General features: G+C 46.6%; 23 protein-coding genes. 13 read left to right on the top strand and 10 right to left on the bottom strand.

The window, feature by feature from the left end; all coding sequences use genetic code 11:
• Nucleotides 1-32 precede the first annotated feature (32 nt).
• Complete coding sequence (locus tag ACE04G_RS18450; protein WP_221821507.1) at nucleotides 33-734, top strand: M50 family metallopeptidase; 702 nt, start codon at nucleotides 33-35, stop codon at nucleotides 732-734.
• Nucleotides 735-796: 62 nt separating this feature from the next.
• Here ACE04G_RS18450 and ACE04G_RS18445 read toward each other — a convergent pair whose 3' ends face one another.
• From ACE04G_RS18445 to ACE04G_RS18425, 5 genes are all read right to left on the bottom strand, one after another.
• Nucleotides 797-1,168, bottom strand: coding sequence for a DUF4363 family protein (locus ACE04G_RS18445; protein WP_339297017.1), 372 nt, complete (start codon nucleotides 1,166-1,168; stop codon nucleotides 797-799).
• A gap of 26 nt (nucleotides 1,169-1,194) precedes the next feature.
• A complete protein-coding gene (locus ACE04G_RS18440) occupies nucleotides 1,195-1,923 on the bottom strand; it encodes a DUF421 domain-containing protein (RefSeq protein ID WP_221821505.1) in 729 nt (242 codons plus the stop codon).
• 171 nt (nucleotides 1,924-2,094) lie between these two features.
• On the bottom strand, nucleotides 2,095-2,958 hold the full coding sequence (locus ACE04G_RS18435; protein ID WP_221821504.1) for an SDR family oxidoreductase: 864 nt from the start codon (nucleotides 2,956-2,958) through the stop codon (nucleotides 2,095-2,097).
• Nucleotides 2,955-4,022, bottom strand: coding sequence for a mannonate dehydratase (uxuA, locus tag ACE04G_RS18430; protein ID WP_017688206.1), 1,068 nt, complete (start codon nucleotides 4,020-4,022; stop codon nucleotides 2,955-2,957). The genes ACE04G_RS18435 and uxuA overlap by 4 nt, the downstream gene beginning before the upstream one ends.
• A 40-nt stretch (nucleotides 4,023-4,062) precedes the next feature.
• Nucleotides 4,063-4,740 carry a GntR family transcriptional regulator gene (locus ACE04G_RS18425; protein WP_449004938.1) on the bottom strand — a complete coding sequence of 226 codons (678 nt, stop codon included), beginning with the start codon at nucleotides 4,738-4,740 and terminating at the stop codon, nucleotides 4,063-4,065.
• Nucleotides 4,741-5,014: 274 nt separating this feature from the next.
• Between ACE04G_RS18425 and ACE04G_RS18420 the strand changes: the two genes are divergently transcribed.
• Both ACE04G_RS18420 and ACE04G_RS18415 read left to right on the top strand, forming a co-directional pair.
• Nucleotides 5,015-5,317, top strand: coding sequence for an ArsR/SmtB family transcription factor (locus ACE04G_RS18420; protein ID WP_017688208.1), 303 nt, complete (start codon nucleotides 5,015-5,017; stop codon nucleotides 5,315-5,317).
• A gap of 90 nt (nucleotides 5,318-5,407) precedes the next feature.
• Entirely contained in the window at nucleotides 5,408-6,811 is a 1,404-nt protein-coding gene (locus ACE04G_RS18415; RefSeq protein WP_339304068.1) for an aldehyde dehydrogenase, read from the top strand.
• Between the two features lie 80 nt (nucleotides 6,812-6,891).
• Here the strand turns inward: ACE04G_RS18415 and ACE04G_RS18410 are convergent, their stop codons facing one another.
• Nucleotides 6,892-7,803 carry a helix-turn-helix domain-containing protein gene (locus ACE04G_RS18410; protein WP_339304066.1) on the bottom strand — a complete coding sequence of 304 codons (912 nt, stop codon included), beginning with the start codon at nucleotides 7,801-7,803 and terminating at the stop codon, nucleotides 6,892-6,894.
• Nucleotides 7,804-8,022: 219 nt separating this feature from the next.
• On the opposite strand from ACE04G_RS18410, the gene ACE04G_RS18405 reads away from it, so the two are divergent.
• From ACE04G_RS18405 to ACE04G_RS18365, 9 genes are all read left to right on the top strand, one after another.
• Nucleotides 8,023-10,212 carry a glycoside hydrolase family 52 protein gene (locus ACE04G_RS18405; RefSeq protein WP_449004909.1) on the top strand — a complete coding sequence of 730 codons (2,190 nt, stop codon included), beginning with the start codon at nucleotides 8,023-8,025 and terminating at the stop codon, nucleotides 10,210-10,212.
• Nucleotides 10,209-12,356, top strand: coding sequence for an alpha-glucuronidase family glycosyl hydrolase (locus ACE04G_RS18400; protein ID WP_449004910.1), 2,148 nt, complete (start codon nucleotides 10,209-10,211; stop codon nucleotides 12,354-12,356). Before ACE04G_RS18405 ends, ACE04G_RS18400 begins: the two co-directional genes overlap by 4 nt.
• Nucleotides 12,357-12,437: 81 nt before the next feature.
• Nucleotides 12,438-13,505 carry an NAD(P)-dependent alcohol dehydrogenase gene (locus ACE04G_RS18395; protein WP_449004911.1) on the top strand — a complete coding sequence of 356 codons (1,068 nt, stop codon included), beginning with the start codon at nucleotides 12,438-12,440 and terminating at the stop codon, nucleotides 13,503-13,505.
• Nucleotides 13,506-13,671: 166 nt separating this feature from the next.
• Nucleotides 13,672-13,938 carry an HPr family phosphocarrier protein gene (locus ACE04G_RS18390; protein WP_026081056.1) on the top strand — a complete coding sequence of 89 codons (267 nt, stop codon included), beginning with the start codon at nucleotides 13,672-13,674 and terminating at the stop codon, nucleotides 13,936-13,938.
• A gap of 144 nt (nucleotides 13,939-14,082) precedes the next feature.
• Complete coding sequence (locus ACE04G_RS18385; RefSeq protein WP_036613829.1) at nucleotides 14,083-14,334, top strand: type B 50S ribosomal protein L31; 252 nt, start codon at nucleotides 14,083-14,085, stop codon at nucleotides 14,332-14,334.
• Nucleotides 14,335-14,483: 149 nt separating this feature from the next.
• On the top strand, nucleotides 14,484-14,789 hold the full coding sequence (locus ACE04G_RS18380; protein ID WP_036673713.1) for a Dabb family protein: 306 nt from the start codon (nucleotides 14,484-14,486) through the stop codon (nucleotides 14,787-14,789).
• Between the two features lie 159 nt (nucleotides 14,790-14,948).
• On the top strand, nucleotides 14,949-15,710 hold the full coding sequence (locus ACE04G_RS18375; RefSeq protein ID WP_339176958.1) for an SDR family NAD(P)-dependent oxidoreductase: 762 nt from the start codon (nucleotides 14,949-14,951) through the stop codon (nucleotides 15,708-15,710).
• A gap of 254 nt (nucleotides 15,711-15,964) precedes the next feature.
• Nucleotides 15,965-17,692, top strand: coding sequence for a ubiquinone-dependent pyruvate dehydrogenase (gene poxB, locus ACE04G_RS18370; protein WP_449004912.1), 1,728 nt, complete (start codon nucleotides 15,965-15,967; stop codon nucleotides 17,690-17,692).
• Nucleotides 17,693-18,015: 323 nt separating this feature from the next.
• Nucleotides 18,016-18,771: an SDR family NAD(P)-dependent oxidoreductase gene (locus tag ACE04G_RS18365; protein ID WP_062834752.1), complete on the top strand. Its 756-nt coding sequence runs from the start codon at nucleotides 18,016-18,018 to the stop codon at nucleotides 18,769-18,771.
• Between the two features lie 108 nt (nucleotides 18,772-18,879).
• Here the strand turns inward: ACE04G_RS18365 and ACE04G_RS18360 are convergent, their stop codons facing one another.
• The 4 genes from ACE04G_RS18360 to ACE04G_RS18345 form a co-directional block, all read right to left on the bottom strand.
• The gene (locus tag ACE04G_RS18360) at nucleotides 18,880-20,064 is read right to left on the bottom strand and encodes an MFS transporter (protein ID WP_449004913.1); all 1,185 of its coding nucleotides are present in this window, start codon (nucleotides 20,062-20,064) and stop codon (nucleotides 18,880-18,882) included.
• Nucleotides 20,065-20,296: 232 nt separating this feature from the next.
• Nucleotides 20,297-20,581, bottom strand: a complete 285-nt coding sequence (locus tag ACE04G_RS18355) for an ArsR/SmtB family transcription factor (RefSeq protein WP_036613842.1) — start codon at nucleotides 20,579-20,581, stop codon at nucleotides 20,297-20,299.
• Nucleotides 20,582-20,751: 170 nt separating this feature from the next.
• Nucleotides 20,752-21,093 (bottom strand): ribosomal protein L7/L12, encoded by a 342-nt coding sequence (locus ACE04G_RS18350; protein WP_237174968.1) that lies wholly within the window; start codon nucleotides 21,091-21,093, stop codon nucleotides 20,752-20,754.
• Between the two features lie 40 nt (nucleotides 21,094-21,133).
• Nucleotides 21,134-22,333 (bottom strand): cytochrome P450 family protein, encoded by a 1,200-nt coding sequence (locus ACE04G_RS18345; protein WP_339304047.1) that lies wholly within the window; start codon nucleotides 22,331-22,333, stop codon nucleotides 21,134-21,136.
• 189 nt (nucleotides 22,334-22,522) lie between these two features.
• Between ACE04G_RS18345 and ACE04G_RS18340 the strand changes: the two genes are divergently transcribed.
• Nucleotides 22,523-23,500, top strand: a complete 978-nt coding sequence (locus tag ACE04G_RS18340) for an aldo/keto reductase (protein WP_339304045.1) — start codon at nucleotides 22,523-22,525, stop codon at nucleotides 23,498-23,500.
• Nucleotides 23,501-23,655 lie beyond the last annotated feature (155 nt).

Below are 23,655 nucleotides of genomic sequence, written 5' to 3'. Positions count from 1 at the left end.
GTTTACTTAAAGGAAAAGGAGGTATGACACGATTGAATAAGTGGGTCAAAACGATACTTTTTCTACTAGGCTCCGTCTTTCTTACACGATTCATCCCATTCTCGTCCTTGTTCCGTAATCTGGATACGATGATTCACGAATTCGGTCATGCATTAATGACGCTGTTATTGTCCGGTAAAGTGCTGCGAATTGAATTGTACGCTGATCACAGCGGTGTAACGTATTCGTCCATGCTGACGCCAGGCAGATCAATTCTTGTTTCTCTGGCGGGATATATCAGTGCATCACTGTTTGCCTGGCTGTTGTTCTACTTATACCGCAAAGGCTTGCATATGTGGGGACTGGGGATCATGACAGCTGTAGCTCTGGTGTCACTCCTGTTATATGTAAGAGGGGAGTTCGGCATGTTATGGCTGACCGGGTTCATCGTTCTGAACGTTGTCATTATGATTTTTGGCGCCAAGATCGTGAAGTTCTATTATCTGTTACTGGCGTTTCTTACGTTAGAAGAATCTGTTGTTAGTGCTGTATACGTTGGATTGATGTCCTGGACCCAGCCTTCACGGGCAGGGGATGCAGCGAATCTCGCTCAGCAGACATTCCTTCCCGCGCTGTTCTGGGGCACGCTGTTTGCTTTGTTTGCACTGTGGTGTGCGAACAGAGCACTCACTCTCTTTTTCCGCAAAGAAGGCACTTCGCGTGCACCAAGAGCTCGCCGAGTAAGAAGAGCGTAACGGCTAGAACGCTAAAAGGCACTTCCTTTTTCGACAAAGGAGGTGCTTTTTGATGCGGCCAATCAATCCCCCAAGTTGTCCCATAACACGTAGAAGTAATAGATTTCCTCCATAATCGCTTTATCATCCTCTGCCGCAACGCCGCCCTTGATCCTAGCAAGGGTGCCCAGAATATCATATATCGTTTCACGCTCCACACTGAACTGAATCCGGTCTACGACTCGTTCCCAAGCCTGCATCGCATATTCGATCTGTGACTTGGCTGCCGTCCACTGTTTGCTCTCCACGTGCTTTTCCAGCGTTTGCACCGATTCGAGCAAGCGATCTTCGGTACCAAAGGGCTTTTTGAGAAACGATCCGCTGGCCATGATTGCTACGAATAACAAGATCAAAAAGATCGGAAGTACATATAGCAACCAGAAACGTGTTTTCATTCAACCACCTCCTGCTATGTGAACATTTAGAATGGTCCTTCATAGTCACCCATATCTGTTTTTTCTTTAAAATGATCATCGAATAGATCAATGTACAATTTGTCATTGGGTAGAATGGCAGCAAATGCAATATCCTGAATCGTCACTTTCTGCTTCTTTAGTTGTTCGGTAAGCCACTGGATATCTTTATTTCTCTCAGACAGGTTCTGTTTGATCAGAACACCATCAATGATCAGTTCGGTCATCAGCTTGCTTTTCGGGGGATGCATATGCATATCTTTAGCCGTAAGAGGTTGATTCTCAGGTTTTAACACTACGGAGAGACTGCCATCGGGTTCCATGATTGCATAGTCAAGTGTAGTGATATCAAATACATCCTTTTGCCGCAACATTACGGTCAGTTCGTCGAATTTCACACGCATTTTATGCAGATTCTGTTCCAAAATTTTGCCGTTCTGAATGACCAGAGTAGGATCGGAATCCATCAGTTTGGAGAGGGTTCGATTTTTCATCGTCATGAACTGAAAGATGATTGTAATGACTGTGAAAATGGTCAAGGCGACAAAATGAATCCATGCTTTAGAGGATAACTCCGTCGCAAATGTTCCTGCGATGGAACCGATGGTGATCCCGTTAATGTAATCAAAATACGTCAAGTTACCCATCTGTTGTTTGCCCAGTACCCTTGTATAGATGATCAAGGTTATAAAGGCGATAATCGACCGAACGGTGACAACCCATGTTTCTTCCATCATTTATGGTTCACCTTCCTTTATTTCACTTTGCATAGTTACTATAACAAGCTTTTCCTACGCTGGATGTTCTTATGCTTGAACGCAAAAAACCGAAACCTGGGTAAGTATCCCAGGCTTCGGTCTATATAAATTCTCTATATTAGTTGAACTGATTCATTTACACGTTAATCGTTATACACCAGAATAGGCCATAAATCCGCCATCTACCGGAATGACTGTGCCAGTGACAAAGCCGGATTGTCTTTCATCCGCAAGCCACATCAATGTGCCAAGCAGGTCTTCCGGTTTGCCAAAGCGGCGCATGGGTGTATGAGCAATAATTTTACTTGAACGCTCCGTAGGTGAGCCGTCTGGTTGCAGTAATAAGTTACGGTTTTGCTCAGTCAGGAAGAACCCGGGTGCAATGGCATTGACACGAATACCGGATTCAGCCAGATGCACCGCGAGCCACTGCGTGAAGTTGTTAATGGCTGCCTTCGCAGCGCTGTACGCTGGAACTTTGGTCATGGGCGATGGGGCGCTCATGGAAGAAATATTGATGACAGTCGCCGGAACATCACGTTCAATCATATGTCTTGCAAAGATCTGAGTAGGAATGAGGGAACCGACAAAATTCAGATCCATCACTTGACGAAATCCCTCTACACTTACATCGAAAAATGTAGTGACATCGCTCTTTTCCAGATCTTCCAATCTGAAAATTTCATTTGTGGTGTTGGCACTGGCGTTATTGCCACCTGCGCCATTGATCAGAATATCACATGGTCCGAGCTGTTCCAGCACCGCATCTGCCGCTGCTTGCACACTATCAGCCTGGGTTACGTCACAGGCAATAGCAATCGCTCTGCCACCTGCAGCTTCAATCGCAGCTAGAACTTCCTGCGCCTTGGACACGGTACGATTCAGGATGGCTACACTTGCGCCGTGCCGAGCGAGTTCTTCCGCCATGGAGCGGCACAGTACTCCAGCACCTCCGGTGATTACAGCTGTTCTGCCATTGAGACGAGATGAGCGTTCATATTGGTGTTCACTCATGCTTTTGCCCTCCTTTGCAGGGAATCCCAGACGCCCCAGAGATACATGATCCCCAAAGCCCGGTCATAGAGTCCATAACCAGGTCGGCACTGTTCTCCCCAGAGATGACGACCGTGGTCGGGTCTTGCATACCCTTCATAACCGATATCGTGATAAGCCTCAACTACCCCTGCAATATCAACGCTGCCATCCTGACTGCGATGTGAGGTCTCGATAAAGTCGCCGTTTTCGTAGATTTTGACATTACGAATGTGGGCAAATGGAATCCGATCCTTGAACTCGTGTATCATCCCGATAATGTCATTATCAGCATTTGCTCCCAAAGAGCCACTGCATAGTGTCACGCTGTTGTAAGGGCTATCATAAAGATTCAAATATTTCCGAACATTCTCCTGACTTGTAATAATCTTTGGTAATCCAAAGATTGGCCATGGTGGGTCATCCGGATGGATGGCCATTCGAATCCCCAGTCGTTCGGCTGTAGGCATAATCTCTTGCAGGAAATAACGTGCGTGCTCCCACATATGATCCTCGGTTACATCCTTGTAGGCTTCGAACAGACCTGTTAAATATTGCAATCGTTCCGGTTCCCAACCTGGCATGGTGAGTGCGGAGTTTTCCGTAATGCGTCGAACGAGTTCTAGAGGTTCTATATCTGCGAGTTTACTGTGCTCATAGAAGAGGGCCGTTGAGCCATCCTCCATTTCCTTGTGCATATCCGTGCGAAGCCAGTCGAAGATCGGCATAAAGTTGTAACAGATGACCTTCACACCAACTTGAGCCAGTTTCTCCATCGTTTTAATATAATTTGCGATATATTTATCCCTTGATGGCAGGCCCAATTTGATATCCTCATGGATGTTCACACTCTCAACGACATCCAGATGTAACCCGGCCTTGTCCGCTGCTGTTTTGACAGCGAGTATTTTGTCCATCGGCCATTCCTCGCCAGCAGGGACATCGTGCAGTGCCCACACAATACCTTCAACACCCGGAATCTGCCGGATATGATCCAGCGTTACCGTATCATTGCCTTCGCCGAACCAGCGAAAAACCATTCTCATCACGTTCACCTCATCATGAATAGTAGGAAGAAAAATTCAGTCATTGAAAATAGGACGGATATGTATCCTGCAGGACAGCCAAATCGGTGACAGTTAAATGCAAGTGTTCCTGCATCAGTCGCTCTGCTGTGTCGGCATCATGCTGCTGAATGGCCTTGACCATAGACCGGTGCTGTTCAATCAGGTGATCCCACTGGTGGTCCGAGGACAGGCGTAACATGCGACTTCGATTCAAATGTACATTCATCTGCTGGATAACAGTCCAGGTGTTGCTTTTGTTGCAGCCTGCAAAAAGAGTGCTATGGAATTCCTCATCCAATTGAAACATTCGTTCATCATCCGGTTTGATCTTACATTCCTGTTGACGCGCAAGATTCTGTTCAAGTGCAATCATCTGTTCGTCTGGAAAGGTCTCGCAAGCGAGCCTGACTACAGCACGTTCAAGCTGTTCACGCATGAATCGTGCTTCCTCAACGAGATCAACCTGGATCAGAGAGACGTAGGTACCACGCTGTGGGTACACTTCCAGCAGACCTTCCTGAGCAAGCCTTACAAAACTTTCTCGAACAGGTGTCCGGCTTACCTGGAACTCCAGCGAAATTTCCTTCTCAGAAATAGCTGTTCCCGGAGGCATTTTCAAACTCAAAATGAGTTGTTTCAGCGTGAAGTAAACGACATCTCGCGTTGAGTAAGATTGCTTATTATTCATGGAAGACATATTGCTCGCAACAGGCAACAAACCGGCTTTGGATGATAACTTTGGGGTATATTCCACAACTTCAACTCCTTCAATGCCATACTACCATACTTGTATGGTAGTATGGAAGCGCTTTAACAGCATTATATTAAATTTAGCTGATGGTTCACTTGCAGTTCAAGTGAATAAAGAGTACAATTCAGTCGTTAGGTTCGAATGTTTAAACCAACAAACATCAAACTGAGAAATATACGTAGAAGAAATAATGAAGAAGAAATAGTATAGAGGTGCAACCATGGGACAAAAAGCAATTAGCGTTTTTCAAACCTGTATTCCGTTATTTCAGGTGTTAAGTGACAACCATCGTCAATCCATTTTGCTGACACTTACCGAGAAGGGCAGAATGACGGTGAATGAAATTACTGAACAATCCAGCCTATCCCGGCCAGCCATATCTCATCATCTCAAGCTGTTGTTAGAGAAGGGACTTATATCTGTGGAACAGAAAGGCACACAGCGCTATTATTCGGCTTCATTGAATGCATCGGTGGAACTGTTGAAGGAACTGGTAGCTGCTCTGGAAGAAGAGTGTCTGTAGATTAATAGTAATAAAACATGCTTTTGCATGTGCCTTATAGGTTCGTAAGTTTAAACGCTTGATCAATAATAAATAGAGGGGTGTGTATATATGACAACGACTATACAGGAAGTAACCAGTCAGGAAGTTGAACAGATCTTGGAGCAGCAACGACAGTTCTTTCGTTCCGGGGCCACACGATCTGCAGAAGCTCGAATTGCACGTCTGACCCAACTCAAGCAGGCCATCCAAAAGTACGAATCCAGACTGACAGGAGCTCTCTATCAGGATTTGGGCAAAAGTGAGTTCGAATCCTACACAACCGAGATCGGATTCATGATGGATAGCATCACACACACCATTCGTAAAGTGAATAAATGGGTGAAACCCGTTAAAGTGAAAACGCAAATGGCGCTCCTGGGTTCGAAAAGTTATATCATACCCGAACCCTACGGGGCGGTTCTGATCATCGGACCGTTTAATTATCCTTTTCAACTCTTAATCGAACCATTGGTAGGTGCTATTGCAGCAGGTAACACAGCGGTGCTCAAAGCGTCAGAGAATACACCTGCGGTGTCCGCTGTTGTACGTGAAATGATTGCGAGCGTGTTCGAACCGGCATACGTACAAGTGCTCGATGGTGCAAAAGATACAACGACAGCACTGATTAACGCGCCATTCGACTATATCTTTTTTACAGGCAGTGTGCCGGTAGGCAAAATTGTGATGGAGGCAGCTGCCAAAAATCTCGTTCCCGTTACGTTAGAACTGGGAGGCAAAAGTCCTGTTATCGTTGATGAACAGGCGGATATCAAAGTAGCAGCTGAGCGCATTATTTGGGGCAAACTGCTCAATACGGGACAGACCTGTATCGCACCCGATTATTTACTTGTGCATGAGCGTGTGAAGGAACCGTTAATTACAGAGATGAAAGCAGCGATCTTGTCTTTCTTTGACTCGGATATCCAGCACAACAAGGACTATGGGCGAATCGTGAACAAGGGACATTTTAAACGTCTGACGACTCTGATCGAAAGAGATCAGGCCAAAGTGATATATGGAGGAGCTTCGGATGAGGAAGATCGCTTTATTGAACCTACGCTGATTGATGCGGAATCCTGGGATGCAGCGACGATGGAAGATGAGATTTTTGGACCGATTCTGCCGATCATTAGCTATCGTAACCTGGATGAAGCCATTGTAGAAATCATAAAGCGGCCGAAACCACTCGCCTTGTATCTGTTTACTTCCGACACCCGGGTTCAGGACAAAGTGCTGCGCGAAGTTTCTTTTGGGGGCGGCTGCATTAACGATACCATCACGCACGTAGCGAATCCGCGTCTGCCATTTGGCGGTGTTGGTCATTCTGGTGTTGGCTCGTATCACGGGCAGTACAGCTTCGAAACCTTCTCTCATCTCAAAAGTGTACTGAAAAAAAGCACCAAATTGAATCTGCCGATTCTGTATCCACCGTATGATAACAAGCTGAAGCTGATTAAGCGTCTGTTGAAATAACACTTCATATAAATATAGAGAACATCTTGAATCGAATCATGCAAAGAGTTGAATCAAGCCCAACAGCCTGCTACTGGACCTTATTCCAGAGCAGGCTTTTCCTGTCGGTAACGGGATGGTGACATGCCGGACCAGCGCTTGAATTGACGACTGAAATGGGCGATATCCTTATAACCAAGCATGACGGCAATATTCTGAACGGACAGCTTCGGATTGCCCAGTAGAAGCTTTGCTTCATGCAAAACCAACTGGGACAATACAGCACGTGGAGACTGACCGAACACCTGCTTGAACACACGATTACAGTGAGAAGAACTGATACCCAGCTCTGCTGCGACATCATCAATGCCATAGTGACCGTTTGACTCGTGTCCCTGTTTGAATTGCTGACTCATCAGGCCTTGCAATCGATTACGAATCTGGTGGGCGAGTTCGATCTTCTCATGTCCGTCGGTAAACCATTGCGCTGCCTCTTGCGAGACCGCCTCCCACAGATGGCCAAATAGTTCAAATACCGCAGATTGCAGCTGCATACGCTGTACCATCGTATTTGCAGTTTCATCATCCGCAGATGACATCAATTTGCGCAAAACGGGCTCAATCTGCTGCGTAACCGGGCTATCTGCACTGAATCTCACTTGTTTGATGCGCGCCAGCAACGATAGGAACAACTGATCATCAATGTCAAAATGCATGCAAAAATACGTGAATCCCTTGCCGTTATGGCTCTGGCTGGAATGAATGCTTCCCGGAGGAATCAGGAGCAGTTCGCCCGCCTTTTGAATGTATAGGGTGCCATTCACCATCATGCGTTGCTCGCCTTCCGTGACATAATTCAATTCATATTGAGGGTGCTCATGCGCCGGGTAATCCCAGTCCATACCCACACTTCGTAAATGAATGGCGAACAGATTGACCGTTGTTTGCACATCTGGATAAAAAACTTCATGGACACTTTCTCCCAAAGTAGGAGGCAAATACGTTGAAGACATGGAAGATCCCCCTTTATAGAGGTTGTTCAAAAAATGCGATTTTGAACATACACTTATATCAAATGGAATGGTTTTGTGTAACCGCTTTAATCCATTATAGTCTATCAGCTTGATTTGGGTAAATATCCGATTGATTTGATCATGGTCTGAGGTGGAACCACGTGTTAGGATGGGGCTAATGAAAACGCATGCAAACCATTCTGAGAGGGGTTATGATTCATGAATACATCCAAATCCATCTTTTATAATGCACATCACGCGCCGATTGGTGCTTTTGCGAGTTTTACACTGGGTTACAAAGGAGCCAAAGGCGGGCTGGGTCTTGAACTCGGCAAGCCGGCAGACCAGAATGTATATATTGGATTACAATCTCGCGATGGCGACCATTATCAGGCACTTCCTTTTTATGAAGCTTCCGAGGATGAGAGCAGCCGCTATGATGTAGAGAAGTTGGAGAATGGGGACCCGGCGTCGACAAACACGACCCAAGTTCCACAACCTCTTATTACGGCTTTTCGCGATGAAGAGATTACCCGTGAATTTACCTCAGGTACGGATACGTGGACTGCTGGAGATCTGACGTTCCGTATCTACTCGCCTGTACGTCCGGTGCCTGATCCAACGAATGGGGATCGTGAAGAATTAATGGATGCGCTCGTACCTGCCGTATTGGTTGAGATGACGATTGACAATACGGCAGGTCAACAACCCCGCAAAGCCTACTTTGGCTATCAGGGCAATGATGCGTACTCTGCGATGTGTCTGATTGGTGGACCTGAAGGTGGCTCCATCACAGGTGTGGGACAAGGTCGACTTACAGCGATTATGTCAGCAGATGACGGACTGTGGCCCGCACGCGGATTTACGCTGGAGAAACTGTTGCAGGAGAAACATCGGGAGAATCTGGCATTTGGACTTGGCTCAACCGCTGCACTACTGATGGAGGTGCCGGATGGAGAGAAACGTACGTTTCAATTCGCAGTATGTTTCTATCGCGGGGGTATTGTGACGACTGGAATGGACACAACGTATTGGTATACGCGGTACTTCTCCGATATTCAGGCAGCAGGAGAGTATGCACTACAACGCTTCAGTGAGTTGACCGCATCCTGTGGAGAGGTTGAACAGCGCCTTGGGTCGGCTGCTTTGAGCGAAGATCAATCATTCATGCTTGCTCATTCCATTCACAGCTATTATGCCAGTACTCAATTGCTGGATGCCGATGGTGAGCCACTCTGGGTGGTGAACGAAGGGGAGTATCGGATGATGAACACACTTGATCTGACGGCTGATCAGTTGTACTTCGAGCTTGCCTTGAATCCATGGACGGTGCGTAATGAGCTGGAGTGGTTTGTGAAACGTTACAGTTATACCGATCAGGTTCGTTTCCCGGGGGAAGAGAAGTTATATCCGGGCGGAATCACCTTTACCCATGATATTGGTGTTGCCAATGTGTTCTCACGCCCTGGACACTCGGCATATGAGCTGGTTGGCATTGACGACTGCTTCTCACAGATGAGCCACGAGGAACTGGTGAACTGGCTCTGCTGCGCGACAGTATACATTGAACAGACACAGGATCAAGCTTTTGTGAAAAACATGTTGCCTGTTATCCAGGATTGCTTCGAAAGCATGCTTAATCGTGACCATCCCGACGCTGAGCAGCGTAACGGTCTAATGGGTCTGGATAGCAGCCGTACCCAAGGTGGAGCGGAGATTACAACCTACGACAGCCTGGATGTGTCACTTGGACAGTCTCGCAATAATATCTATCTGGCGGGTAAATGTTGGGCGGTCTATGTCGCATTGGAGAAGCTGTTCGCAACTGAGAAGTTGGCAGATCTGTCCCATCAAGCAGGGCTTCAAGCGGATCGCTGCGCTGCCAGTATTGCTGCACAGTTGACTGATGGCGGCTACATTCCAGCTGTTATTGCAGAAAATAATGATTCTCGAATCATTTCGGCGATTGAAGGTTTGGTGTTCCCGTACTTTACTGGCTGTGAAGCAGCACTGGATGTCAATGGTCGTTTTGGACCTTATCTGAAAGCACTCCAAACTCATCTGAAGACGGTTCTTGTACCGGGAACATGTCTGTTCGAAGATGGAGGCTGGAAACTGTCCTCAACAAGCAATAACTCGTGGCTGAGCAAAATCTATTTGTCCCAGTTTATTGCTAGAGAGCTGCTGGGTGTGGAATGGAATGAGACAGGCAAGGCAGCAGACGCGGCTCATGTCAACTGGCTGCTGCATCCGGAGGAATCCTACTGGTGCTGGAGTGACCAGATCCTGTCTGGTGTGGCGGTTGGCAGCAAGTACTATCCGCGTGGTGTAACGTCGATTCTATGGCTACTCGAAGGAAAAGGGAATCACCTTGGGCAAATCTATGCCAGCAAGGAGGCGGTACAATGAGCCAATCCGTCGTTCAATCTGCTTTGTCAGGTCCACAGTACGATGCGTGGCTGGGGTATCACTCCGAATTGCCAGAAGCGAATGGACTTGCTCAAAAGACGGCTCCTGCGTGGAGCAAGCTGATATTGATGGAAGAGAACCATGGAGTAATTACAACAGCTCTGACCGAACTTTCACGGGGACTGGAGAGGTTATATGGCGTGAAACCGTCGGTCAGTCATCTTTCTGATACTCAGGAAAGTGAACGGGACAGTCATGCTTCCGCTCCCGCAATACGAATCGGCACTTGGACAGGGAGCGATTCCGTGGCTGGGTTGTTCAGCGAGACAGAGCGTTCAACTGTTCAAGGGGAAGGGTATATCATTCGTGAGAACGAGACCGAGGGTGTACTGGTCATTGGATCAGAGACTCCCCAAGGTGTGCTGTATGGTGCATTCCATCTGCTTCGAGAGCTGACAATGGATCAAGGAAGAGCACATGAGGCGGATGACGCTGTGAATAAGTGGAGCTTCATTAGAGAGCAGCCGACCAATGCGCTACGGATGATTAATCAGTGGGATAACGTGGACGGCAGCATTGAGCGTGGTTACGCAGGAGAATCCATTTTCTATGATAACGGAGAATTCACGCTGGACTTGGGACGGATCCGGGATTACGCACGTTTGCTCGCTTCCACGGGAATCAATGCCATATCGATCAACAACGTCAATGTACACCGCCGTGAGAGTCTGTTTCTGACGGAACGTTATCTTAGTGATGTGGCGAAGGTTGCCGCTGAATTCAGAGCGTATGGCATTCGATTGTTCCTAAGCGCCAACTACGCGAGTCCAATTGAGATTGGTGGATTGCGTACGGCTGATCCGCTGGATGCGCAGGTACGGGAATGGTGGAACATTCAAACGGCCAAGGTGTACGCAGCGATTCCGGATTTTGGCGGTTACCTGATCAAGGCAGACTCCGAGAATCGTCCGGGACCATTCACGTATAACCGTGATCATGCCGATGGTGCGAACATGTTGGCTGAAGCCCTTCGGCCATTCGGTGGATTGGTCATCTGGCGTTGCTTTGTCTATAACTGCAAGCAGGACTGGCGGGATCGTTCCACAGACCGTGCGCGGGCAGCCTATGACCACTTTACGCCGCTGGACGGGCGTTTTGCCGAAAATGTCATTTTGCAGATCAAAAACGGGCCGATGGACTTTCAGGTGAGAGAGGCGGTATCCCCGTTGTTCGGCGCCATGGAAAATACAAATCAGGTGATTGAATTTCAGATTACACAGGAGTATACCGGGCAACAACGTCATCTCTGTTATCTGGTTCCCCAGTGGAAAGAAGTATTGGACTTTGACACATATGCCAAAGGTGAAGGTTCAGAGATCAAGCGAATTGCGGACGGTTCTCTGTATAAACGACCATACAGTGGCTTCGCTGCAGTATCCAATATTGGTGCAGATGCCTGTTGGACAGGACATCCACTCGCGCAGGCGAATCTATATGGATATGGAAGACTTGCGTGGAACCCGGAGCTGTCCGCGGAAGAAATTGCTGATGAGTGGGTGAGACTCACATTTGGACATGAAGAAGAAGTTGTGCGGCAGGTTACGGGCATGCTTTTGACTTCACTAGATATCTATGAGAATTATACGGCGCCTCTCGGTGTGGGTTGGATGGTTAATCCGGAACATCATTACGGGCCGAATGTAGATGGATACGAGTATTCCAAATGGGGAACATATCATTTTGCCGATTGTCATGGCATTGGTGTAGATCGAACCGTGAAGAGCGGTACAGGATACACTTCACAGTATCACCCTGAGAATGCTGATCGTTATGAGTCCGTAGACACCTGTCCGGATGAGCTGATCTTATTTTTCCATCATGTGCCGTACACCCATGTTCTGCATTCGGGTAAAACGGTCATTCAGCATATTTATGATACACACTTTGAAGGTGTTGCGCAGGCGGAGGCGTTAGCCGAGACATGGAGAGGGTTAGAGGGCAAAATCGACCCGGTTATTTTCAGCAAAGTTGCTTCATTACAGGACAATCAGGCCGAACATGCGAAGGAATGGCGTGACATGATCAATACGTACTTCTATCGCAAGAGCGGCATGGCGGATGAACAGGGTCGAACTATCTATTGATTGGTGATATGAAGAAAGAAGATACCTTGTTTTCTTTGATGTAGAATAGACAGCATGGACATACATGAGGAGGAGAACCGTATGGGACAATATCAACTGCCTGAGACCATGAAGGCCGCTGTCATGACAGAGCCAGGACACATTATTATTGAGGAACAACCCGTCCCGCAACCGGCAGCGGATGAGGTATTAATCCAGGTGATGGCTGTCGGGGTGTGTGGCTCGGATGTGCATTATTTTGAACATGGACGCATTGGCAGATTTGTGGTGGAGAAACCGATCATTCTGGGTCATGAGTGTGCGGGGATCATTGCTGCTGTTGGCTCGAACGTATCACGTCTCAAAACAGGGGATCGGGTCGCTATTGAGCCTGGGGTGACTTGCGGACGTTGCTCGGCATGTAAGGAAGGTCGTTATAACCTGTGTCCGGATGTACAATTTCTAGCGACCCCTCCGGTGGATGGGGCATTTGTACAGTACATGGTGATGCGTGAAGATATGGTATTCCCGATCCCGGCTCATCTGTCTTATGAGGAAGCAGCTATGAACGAGCCATTCTCTGTTGGTATTCACGCTGCACGCCGCAGCAAACTGGCTCCGGGTACAACCCTGGCGATTATGGGTATGGGTCCCGTTGGACTCATGGCCGTGGCTGCTGCCAAATCTTTCGGTGTCGAGAAGATCATAGTAACGGATCTGGAGGAAGTTAGGCTGGTAGCAGCTCGCCGCATGGGTGCCACGCATACCATTAATGTGCGGAATGAAGATGCGCTGGCTGTGATTCGCGAGTTAACAGGTGGTGTGGGTGTTGATACCGCATGGGAAACAGCGGGGAATCCAAAGGCGCTACAATCTGCTCTGTATTCACTTCGACGTGGAGGCAAACTTGCGATTGTGGGCCTGCCTGCACAGGACGAGATCGCACTCAATGTTCCCTTTATTGCGGACAATGAAGTTGATATCTATGGCATATTCCGTTATGCCAATACGTATCCGGCAGGAATTGAATTTCTGAGCTCCGGCCAGCATGACGTGATGTCACTGATTACAGATCGTTATTCACTGGAAGAGACACAGCAAGCGATGGAGCGCGCATTACACAATAAAAGCGGCAGTCTGAAGGTCATGGTATATCCAAACGGTATGTAAGAACAACCTGGAAAGAGTCCTGCGGTTCAGGACTCTTTTTTTGTTTTTTTCACAAAAAAGTATGGGTCAAGCTCCCATAACATGGTATAATTCATGAAGATTTTAATATATAAATGGATACACACCATATTGGTGAATAAGTACTTAGCGAAAGGAACTGAAGGTTGTGAGAGTACATGAATTTATGATACACGCTGATTTTCATCGGGATGATCTGATGTCGGTATCTTCTCAAGCGTCACGTTTTTCCTCGGATATTATTTTGTCGTATATGGAGTCTGAGCATGAGCATCGTGTAGATGTCAAAAGCCTGCTTGGAATGGCGTTACTACCCATTCGATATGGTAGTGTTGTCAGATTACAGACAAGGGGCAGGGATGAACTGGAGGCTTTGGAGTACATGTTGAATGTACTGGAGAAAGGGACGGCTTGACACCTGATTAGGTGAAAAATCACAGATATCATATTTTTTTTAGCTATTCCTCAAAACCTGCTGGTACTTTGTCCAAAAAAAGAGTATAATAAAATGTAGTTTGATTCTAAAGAAGTACCCATATTAAAGGAGTGTAAATAGATTATGCCAAAAGTTGACATCCATCCAAAGACACAACTCGTAATTTTTTACGATGCAAGTGCTGATTTCAAATTCCTGAGTTCTTCCACGAAGTTCTCTAACGAAACTATGGAATGGGAAGACGGTAACTCTTACCCAGTAATCCGTGTGGACACTAGTTCCGCATCTCACCCGTTCTTCACTGGTAAACAAAGAAACGTGGATATCGGTGGCCGTGTTGATAAATTTAACCGTAAATACAACATCACCAAATAAGTTTGTCCATACATTACAAAAAAACCTCGGGATTTGTCCTGAGGTTTTTTTGTGTACATTAAAAATTAATTCAACCAATTATTGCGCTTACAACACATTCGGATGTACACTAGGAAACGAGTACGAACATATTGGAGGAGGAAATAGAGATGAGCAGCATCACACATATGGTAACGTTTACACTTTACGCGGGTAAAGATACACCGGAGGCCGAAGCCTTTTTGAAGGAAAGTTCGGATGCACTGGCTGTCATTCCTGGGGTAGAGCAATTTCAGGTTCTGAAACAGGTAAGTGAGAAGAATGAGTTTGACTACAGCTTCTCGATGGTCTTTGCGGATCAGGTTGCGTATGATGCATACAACAATCACCCGGTTCACCGTCAGTATGTAGAAGAGCGTTGGGAAAAGGAAGTCAGTCGCTTCCAGGAAATTGATCTTATTCAACATCATAATTAATAGTCTCCACATATAGGAAAAAAGTTGAACTACCATATACAGCATTGAACAATGCTGTATATATCTCTGAATAACGCGTAATTAATGAACAAAAATAACATATTTCCGAAATCGTTTTCGACTATTTCGAACAAATGAATTCAAGGAGGTTTCGCTGTTATGCAATTGGATCTCTCAGGAAAAACGGCTCTGGTTACAGGAGCAACCGGACAATTGGGGAGAGTCATCGCCCGCACGTTGGCAGCCTGTGGCGCCAATCTGGCTCTACATTACATAAATAATGATACGAAGGCTCGGGAGCTTCAAGGTGAGATTGAAGCACTCGGTCGTAAGGCTGTAATTGTACAGGGGGATATTACAAAGCAGGATACGGCATTGCGGATGCGTGATGAAATTCAGCCTGTCCTCGGCGGAGTGGATATTGTTGTTGCCAATGCGGTCATTCAATATGAATGGACAACGGTGTTGGAACAGTCTCCTGAAGATTACTTGAGCCAGTTCGAATCCTGTGTCATGCAGAGTGTCTATCTTGCCAAAGCTTTCATTCCACATATGCAAGATATCAGAGCTGGTCGGTTCATTGGTATTAATACGGAATGTGCAATGCAAAATTTCGCTCACCAATCGGCCTACACCGCTGGCAAGCGTGGAATGGATGGTGTATATCGTGTGCTTGCCAAGGAGGTTGGTGAGTATCAGATTACCGTAAACCAGGTTGCACCTGGATGGACAATTAGTGAACGTGATCGTTCCAGTGAGCCTGGACATGATGAGGCATATACGCGTACTGTGCCGCTGAAGCGCAGGGGTGAAGATCAGGAAATCGCCAATGCAGTAGCTTTTCTCGCTTCGGATCTGTCCTCATTTATCACAGGTGCCTATATCCCGGTAAGTGGCGGAAATGTGATGCCTGCTATCTAGTATCTGATTTGAATTCGGGAATTCGCATAAAAATGAATAAACTGAGTATAACCGTAATCCGTTTGTCATTCGACAAACGGATTTTTTGGCATTTTGCTAACAATGAAATAACGGTTCAAGGGTGCGGTTTTGTTTCATATATCCAGACATACATATGAGTTGGTTCGGTTTTCGAAAGATTGGGGTATAAGAATAGGTATATTATCCGAGTGGAAACATAATCAAAATGAGCAATTAAAGGAGACCCATCACTTATGAAAAAAACAGTCGCGGACGTTCTGGTTGAATCCTTATTGAACGCTGGCATCAAACGCATATATGGCATTGTTGGAGACTCCTTGAATGCGGTACTCGACTCCATTCGTCGTTCGGGCAAGATCGAATGGATTCATGTACGTCATGAAGAAGTAGCTGCATTTGCTGCTGGGGCGGACGCTCAGGTCAGTGGAAGTATCGCTGTCTGCGCAGGTAGCAGTGGTCCTGGTAATATGCATCTGATTAATGGTCTGTACGACTGTCACCGCAATCGTGTTCCTGTACTCGCCATCGCTGCACATATCCCAAGTGACGAGATTGGCAGTGAATATTTTCAGGCGACGCATCCGGAGTATCTGTTCCAGGAATGTAGTGATTATTGTGAAGTCATTACAACAGCAAAACAGATGCCGCGTTCTCTGACGATGGCCATTCAGACAGCAGTTGCACGTTCAGGTGTGTCTGTGGTTGTATTGCCGGGGGATGTAGCAGGACTTGAAGCAGCCGATCTGCCTGTGCCTGAGCACGTGTATCATGCGACCAATCCCGTGGTACATCCTTCTGAGCCTGAACTCGTGAAACTGGCGGAATATCTGAATCAAGGCAAGAAAATTACGTTATTGTGCGGTGCAGGCTGCGCAGGCGCTCGGGAACCCCTTATGCTCCTCTGTGATCGCTTGAAATCCCCGATGGTTATTGCGCTACGAGGCAAGGAATATTTGGAGTATGACAACCCCTATTCCGTGGGTCTTACGGGTCTAATTGGGTATTCATCCGGTTATCATGCCATGATGGACTGTGATGTACTATTGATGCTGGGAACGGATTTCCCATATCGTCAATTCTATCCCGAAGATGCGAAAGTCCTTCAGGTCGACATTCAATCTTCCCATCTGGGTCGGCGCACGAAGCTGGATTACGGCGTATGTGGGGATGTGAAAGCGACCATTGAAACTTTGCTTCCTTATCTGACAGAGGAACACAGTGACAAACATCTGCGTAAAAGTGTGGATCGTTATGTGAAAGTACGCAAAGATCTGGACGAGCTGGCCGTTGGAAAACCGGGTAAAAAGCCCATCCATCCGCAGTACCTGACCAAGGTCATTAGTGATGCCGCAGCTGAAAATGCCATCTTCACCTGTGATGTCGGAACTCCGACAGTATGGGCGGCCCGTTATATCGAGATGTCTCGTAATCGCAGGCTGCTCGGTTCATTCAGTCATGGTACGATGGCAAATGCTTTGCCACAGGCAATTGGTGCTCAGGTCGCTGATCCGGGCAGACAAATCATCTCGTTGTCGGGTGATGGCGGTATTACGATGCTGATGGGTGATCTGTTGACACTGAAACAGCATAATCTGCCGATCAAAGTTGTGGTGTTTAATAATGGAGCGCTCGGTTTTGTTGAGTTGGAGATGAAAGCTGCCGGATTCCTGGAATCTGGAACAGAGCTTGTCAATCCCAACTTTGCGATGGTTGCTCAAGCCATGGGCATGGAAGGTATTCGGGTTGAGGATCCGGATGAACTGGAAGGAGCTGTGCAGCGTGCGCTTCAGCATGATGGTCCTGTGTTGATTGACGTGGTGGTGAATCGTCAGGAATTGTCCTTACCTCCGAAGATTGATATCAAACAGGCGGAAGGATTCACCTTATGGATGATGAAAGCCGTGCTCAACGGACGCGGTGACGAAATTATTGAATTGGCAAAAACCAATTTGCTGCGTTAAAGTGTTTTGATAAGCGGATATGCACCGTTTGAAGTTGAATAGATACCAACTTAAAAAATATTGTATATGTAAAAGAGGAGCATGCAACAAGACGTTATAGTTGTGTGCTCCTTCAATAAAAATGCTGAAAATATGACAGGTTATATAGTATGAATACATATTATATGATTTGTTTTTATGTCGAAAGTCTATTAGAATAGGTAAAGTCAGGAAGGTTTTATGCCATTTTTGACCTACATATTGCATCATTGCATGTAAGTACGTTTCATATCGTATTCATCGATCCAATCACAAGATGACACACACACATGGAGGAGATCAAAATGAGTCACGCAGGAAAAGTAGCCATTATTACTGGAGCAGGAAGTGGATTGGGCCAAGCAGCAGCACTGAAGCTGGCTGAGAAGGGTGCATCCATTGTCGTTGTGGATCTTGTCGAAGAGACAGGTCTTGAAACGGTTAAGCAGATTGAGAAGCTGGGAAGTAAAGCTATTTTTGTACAAGCAGACGTGAGTAAAGCACCTGAAGTGGAGAATTACGTAAAAAAAGCAGTCGAAGAGTTCGGACGAATCGACATGTTCTTTAATAATGCAGGTATTGCAGGTCCTGGGATCAAGCTGATTGAACATACGATTGAGCAGTTTGACCAGATCATTGATATCAACCTGAGAAGTGTATTCTACGGGTTGAAGTATGTAATTACTGAAATGCTCAAAACAGGTGGGGGTTCTATTCTGAACACGGCTTCCACAGCCGGTATTGTTGGTGTACCCGCAGTTGCACCATACGCAGCAACCAAACATGGCGTAGTGGGCTTGACCCGCACAGCTGCAATTGAATATGGCAAGGACAACATTCGTGTAAATGCGATTGCACCAGGTACTATTGAGACACCGATGGTTGTTCAGTTCGGTAAAGACAACCCTGAAGTGTTCAAGGCAACCGTTGATAGCATTCCATCTGGACGTCTGGGCAGACCGGAAGAGATCGCTAATCTGGTTTCCTTCCTGCTTGGAGATGAAGCGCCATATATCAATGGTGCAGTATATCCGATCGATGGTGCAGTTACGGCTCAATAGGAGTTCTGCTTATCGGTAATAGAATAGCCGTTAAAATGGTTAAAGAGAGGCTGCTGTATACATACAGTGCCTCTCTTTTTGGTTTGTTTTTTGTACTAGGAATGCATATTATGCAACGTTGTGCGTTGTATTGGTTTGTATACTTTTTACAGATGCTGAACGATACGAGCCTATAACGATGATGATGGCAACAGCAACCCCGACAGCGCCAATCCAGGTAATGGATGATAATGAAACGTTGCTGACCACGATTCCGCCAATACCTGCGCCGGCAGCCATCGCCAGTTGCATCACCGAACTGTTGAGGCTTAGCATAATGCCTGAGGATTCCGGAGCCATGGTGATCAGGTTATATTGCTGAGTTGGACCCGAAGACCAGGCGGCAAAAGACCACAAAATCAGAACAAGGAAGACAGCGAGATGAGAGCTTGCCGTTATATTCAACAGGACCAGACTCACGATATGCAAAGTCATGCCTGTGATTAGCGTTCGTTTGACACCCCATCGGTCAGCACTGAATCCTCCAACTTTTGAACCGATCAGGCTTGCTATGCCAAATGCGAGTAAAGCTGAACTGAGTAGTGCTTCGCTCATTCCTGAAACGGATACAAGGTAAGGTGAAATGTACGTGTAGGCAATGGAATAACCACCTAACCAGAAAAATGTCACCAGCAGTGCCAGTACAATTCGTGGCTGTTTGAGCAAAGACAGTTGTTTCTTCAGTGGAACAGGTGCTTCTGCTTTGGAAGGCGGAATGGCGGCCGCGATCACCAGCATGGCGAGAATGCCAAGAACGGCGATACCGGCGAAAACAAGCTTCCAATCCCAAGATGCAGCCACAAGCCTTCCGAGCGGAACGCCAACGATCAAAGAAGCCGTAAATCCAGTGATTACTGTGGCGATTGCACTAGCTTGTTTGCCCTCTGCCGCTATTTGGGAAGCAACCGTTAATGCCGTGACAACAACAACGCCCGCGCCCAAAGCCATCAATACTCGTGCTGCGACGAACAGTCCATAACCCGGCAACAGATAGGCAAGAACATTAGCCACAACGAATAGACCGAGGAAGTATAGCAACAGCTTGCGACGGTCCCAGCGCGAAGTCAGTGCAATAATGACAGGTGTACCTAGCGCATATACGAGTGAAAAAATCGTAATGAGCTGTCCGGCAGCGATTAAAGAGATATTCATGGTATGTGCAATACGATCCAAAATACCGGCAATGACATATTCGGACGTTCCCACAAGGAAACTGACCAAGGCAAGAACATAGATTTTGAGCGTAGAAGACATGGAAACATAACCTCTTTCTGATTATAATTATTATATTTTTAGAAATATAGAAATAAAGACGATAGAACAAGACATGAATGCTCTGAATGCAACCCATCTGCGCGAATGGTAATGCTACAACCTAGATAATGAATATTGTTATAAGCGTAAACGTAGGTGACCTAGTTTTACTAATAAATATTGTGCCTTGTTTCAATGTTTCTAATTATATAGAAATATAACTCAAATTTTTTTATTTATTTAGCAGATAGGGAACAAACTTTTGTGCAGTCTCCGTGTTTAGGCTGTAGTAGATATACGTACCTTTCTTCTGCGATGTAAGCAGACCACAATCGGACAGCTGTTTCAGGTGATGAGACAGAGTCGATAGGGCAACCGTAACAAGGCGGCTCTCCAGATCGGCGGGACACAGGTTGCTTTCGCCCGATAAAATCTGAATGATTTTGTAGCGTGTTTGTTCGCCCAGCGCTTTATGAATTTTGACGACTTGTTCAATCTCATTTGAGTTTGATTGCATAATGATCGGTCCTTTCGTCTTTATTTCTTATTTCTAGTAATATAGAAATACAGTAGCATATGTCGTTTGAAAAGTAAACTCTCGGACGAAGGTTCCAGACTTTCTACTGCGTCTGTGTTAACAGCAGAAAGTCTGGAGTGACTTCCCCCGAGAGTTATGTGAGTTGTATATTACTGATCCAGAGAATCAACATAGTCTTTGGCTTCCTTCAACGAAAGACCTCTGGCTTCACGCAGTCGTTTGATCGCCATAATTTTTTTCCCTTGTTGTATAAGTGTAAGCAGTTCCTGATCCAGATCCGTTTGGGCTGGTTGGCTTGTGTGGGAAGGAGATGCTTCCTTCGGCGACAAGGTGTAATTGAAGTCTGAGCGTGCGCCTGCGGTTGAACCGTTCTCCAGACGCTCCACATCTCTTTTCAATTCATTCAATTGGCGTTGCAGGCTGGTGACTCTGACCAGTAACACAAGGATCAGAAGCAGCAAAACGATCCATACCAAGGTGTTCATTTCCATGATGTCAGGTGCCTCACTTTCATTTATTCATATTTAGCCATTATTTTAGTTGAACCGGAATTTCCTTGACACCACGAACATTCATACCAGGTCTCCATTCCAGTTCATTCACATCTGCCTGAAGCTGTATATTTGGAAAACGATTCAGAAGTGTGCTGACTGCAATCTCACCTTCCAGACGAGCAAGCGGTGCACCCAGGCAGAGATGAATGCCTTTGCCAAAAGCCAGATGCGAACTCTTCTCGCGTGTGATATCAAAAATATCAGCATCCTTAAACTGCTGTTCGTCCCGGTTCGCGGAATCAAGCGCAACAATGACAAGATCACCTTTAGCGATACGTTGTCCACGGAATTCAATATCTTCCAGAGCCCAGCGGGATGTGCTGAACTCCACCGGTCCGTTGTAGCGAAGCATCTCTTCAATGGCGTTGTGAATAAGCTCGGGCTGGTTGATGAGCAGTTCGCGTTGCTCCGGATGCTCCAGCAGGGCGAGAATCCCATTTCCAATCAGATTCACGGTTGTTTCATGACCGGCAATAATTAATAAGGAGACAACGCCAAGCAGTTCTTGTTCAGTTAACTGCTGCCCGGATTCTTCCGCAATGACGAGCTGGCTGATCAGATCAGTGCCGGGATCTCGGCGAACTTTCGCAAACCAGGCCGTCAGGTAATCCGTAAACTCCCTGGCATGCTGCTCAAACAGCTCGGCGCTCTCGGCTATGGAAGCATCAATTATCGTATTGGACCAGATGCGGAATTTGTCACGATCCTCAAGAGGGACTCCCAGAATTTCACTAATGACAATGATGGGCAGCGGGAAGGCAAAGTCATCGATCAGATTCATTTTTTCCTGTGACGGGAGGTTGTCCAGCAGTTCATCAGCAATGTCCTGAATATGGCTCCGCATGTCTGCGACCAGCTTGGGTGTGAATGCTTTCTGCACAAGTCCCCGAAGACGTTTATGATCCGGCGGATCGGAGAACAACATATTATTGGAGAAGATGCTTTGATTCTGAGCGCCGTAACGTCGGACCATGTCTTTGCTGAAGCGAGGATCTTTCAGAATCTGGACTGCGTCCTCGTATCGGGTAATAATCCAGCCGAATTCGCCATGAGGAAACATGATTCTGAAAACGGGCTCATCTTTTCTTAACTTTTCATAGACAGGGTAAGGGTTATGCGTGAATTCTTTCGTGAAAAAAGCTGGCTTTGAGAACTCGTTGGCTTCATTCGGGTTCAAATGCAAAATCTCCTCTCATATTCCTGCATAATACCTGCACCCTCTATATATTCAATACACAAGCTTTTGAAACCTTGTTTTTTCTTCATACGGATGATAGAGCAGGAAAATAGAGGAAGATGGAAGAAGACATGGTAGAGAGAATCGGTTATTATGCTTGGTAAAAATGAAAATGAGGTGAACGCTGAAATGTCTTACGCACAACTTCCTTTGCATCACCACCAGATTCCGGCAAGTCGAATTGTTCTTGGGTGTATGCGGTTTGGGGGTGAATGGGATGGGCTCCCCATTACTTCAGATCTTGTGGTAGAAGGTCATCGAGCGGTAGAAGCAGCTATCGAAATAGGCATTAATCACTTTGATCTGGCGGATATTTACACACGTGGTAAGGCAGAACATGTCTTGGGGCGAGTTTTATCCGAAACTCCCGGCTTGCGTGAACAGATCATTATACAGTCGAAGTGTGGTATACGTCTTGTAGGTGATGATGAAGGACCGCAGCGTTATGACACCTCAGGTGCACATATCCTGGCGAGTGTGGACGGTATCCTGGAACGGCTCGGGATCGATTATCTGGATATTTTGCTGTTACACCGTCCTGATCCACTTGCGCATCCGCAAGAGATTGGAGAAGCACTGGCTGAGCTGCATCATTCCGGTAAAGTACGACATTTTGGTGTGTCCAACATGGGTTCTGAACAGATTCGCCTTCTTCAGCTTCATAGTAAAGTACCTCTGATTGTGAACCAGCTGGAGATGAGTCTGGACAAAATCGGATTCGTAGAAGCTGGTGTGACGGTAAATCGGCCGCAAGCCAGAGACAATATGTTTCCCTATGGCACGATGGAATATTGTCAGGCAGAGCATATTCAACTGCAGGCTTGGGGTCCACTAGCTCAGGGGCGATTTACTGGCAGGGTGGTTGAGGGACAGCGCGCAGAGATTGAGCATACGGCTCAATTGGTTGATCGAATGGCTAAGGAGCGTGGAGTTACACCTGAATCCATCGTATTGGCTTGGTTAATGAAGCATCCAGCAGGTATTCAGCCCGTGATTGGTTCAATTCGACCAGAGCGGATTCTGGCCTGCCGTGACGCGACAAAGGTTGAGCTAACCCGATATGATTGGTACGAGCTGTATTCGGCTTCGTGTGGGCGTAGAATGTAAGTAGAGACTTCTGAGAGATTGGTTAGTTTCGATTAAAATTCATAGATGTTGGGCGAAATTTGAACATATAAGAAGACACAGGCAGCTAATGGCCTGTGTTTTCTTTGTGATATTCGGCTTCATTTGGTTGAAACACATGATCGAAAGTGTAATGA

Source organism: Paenibacillus sp. AGC31, from assembly GCF_057334655.1.
The sequence above is the reverse complement of the archived record's forward strand: the minus strand, read 5'-3'. Positions and strand labels throughout refer to the sequence as shown.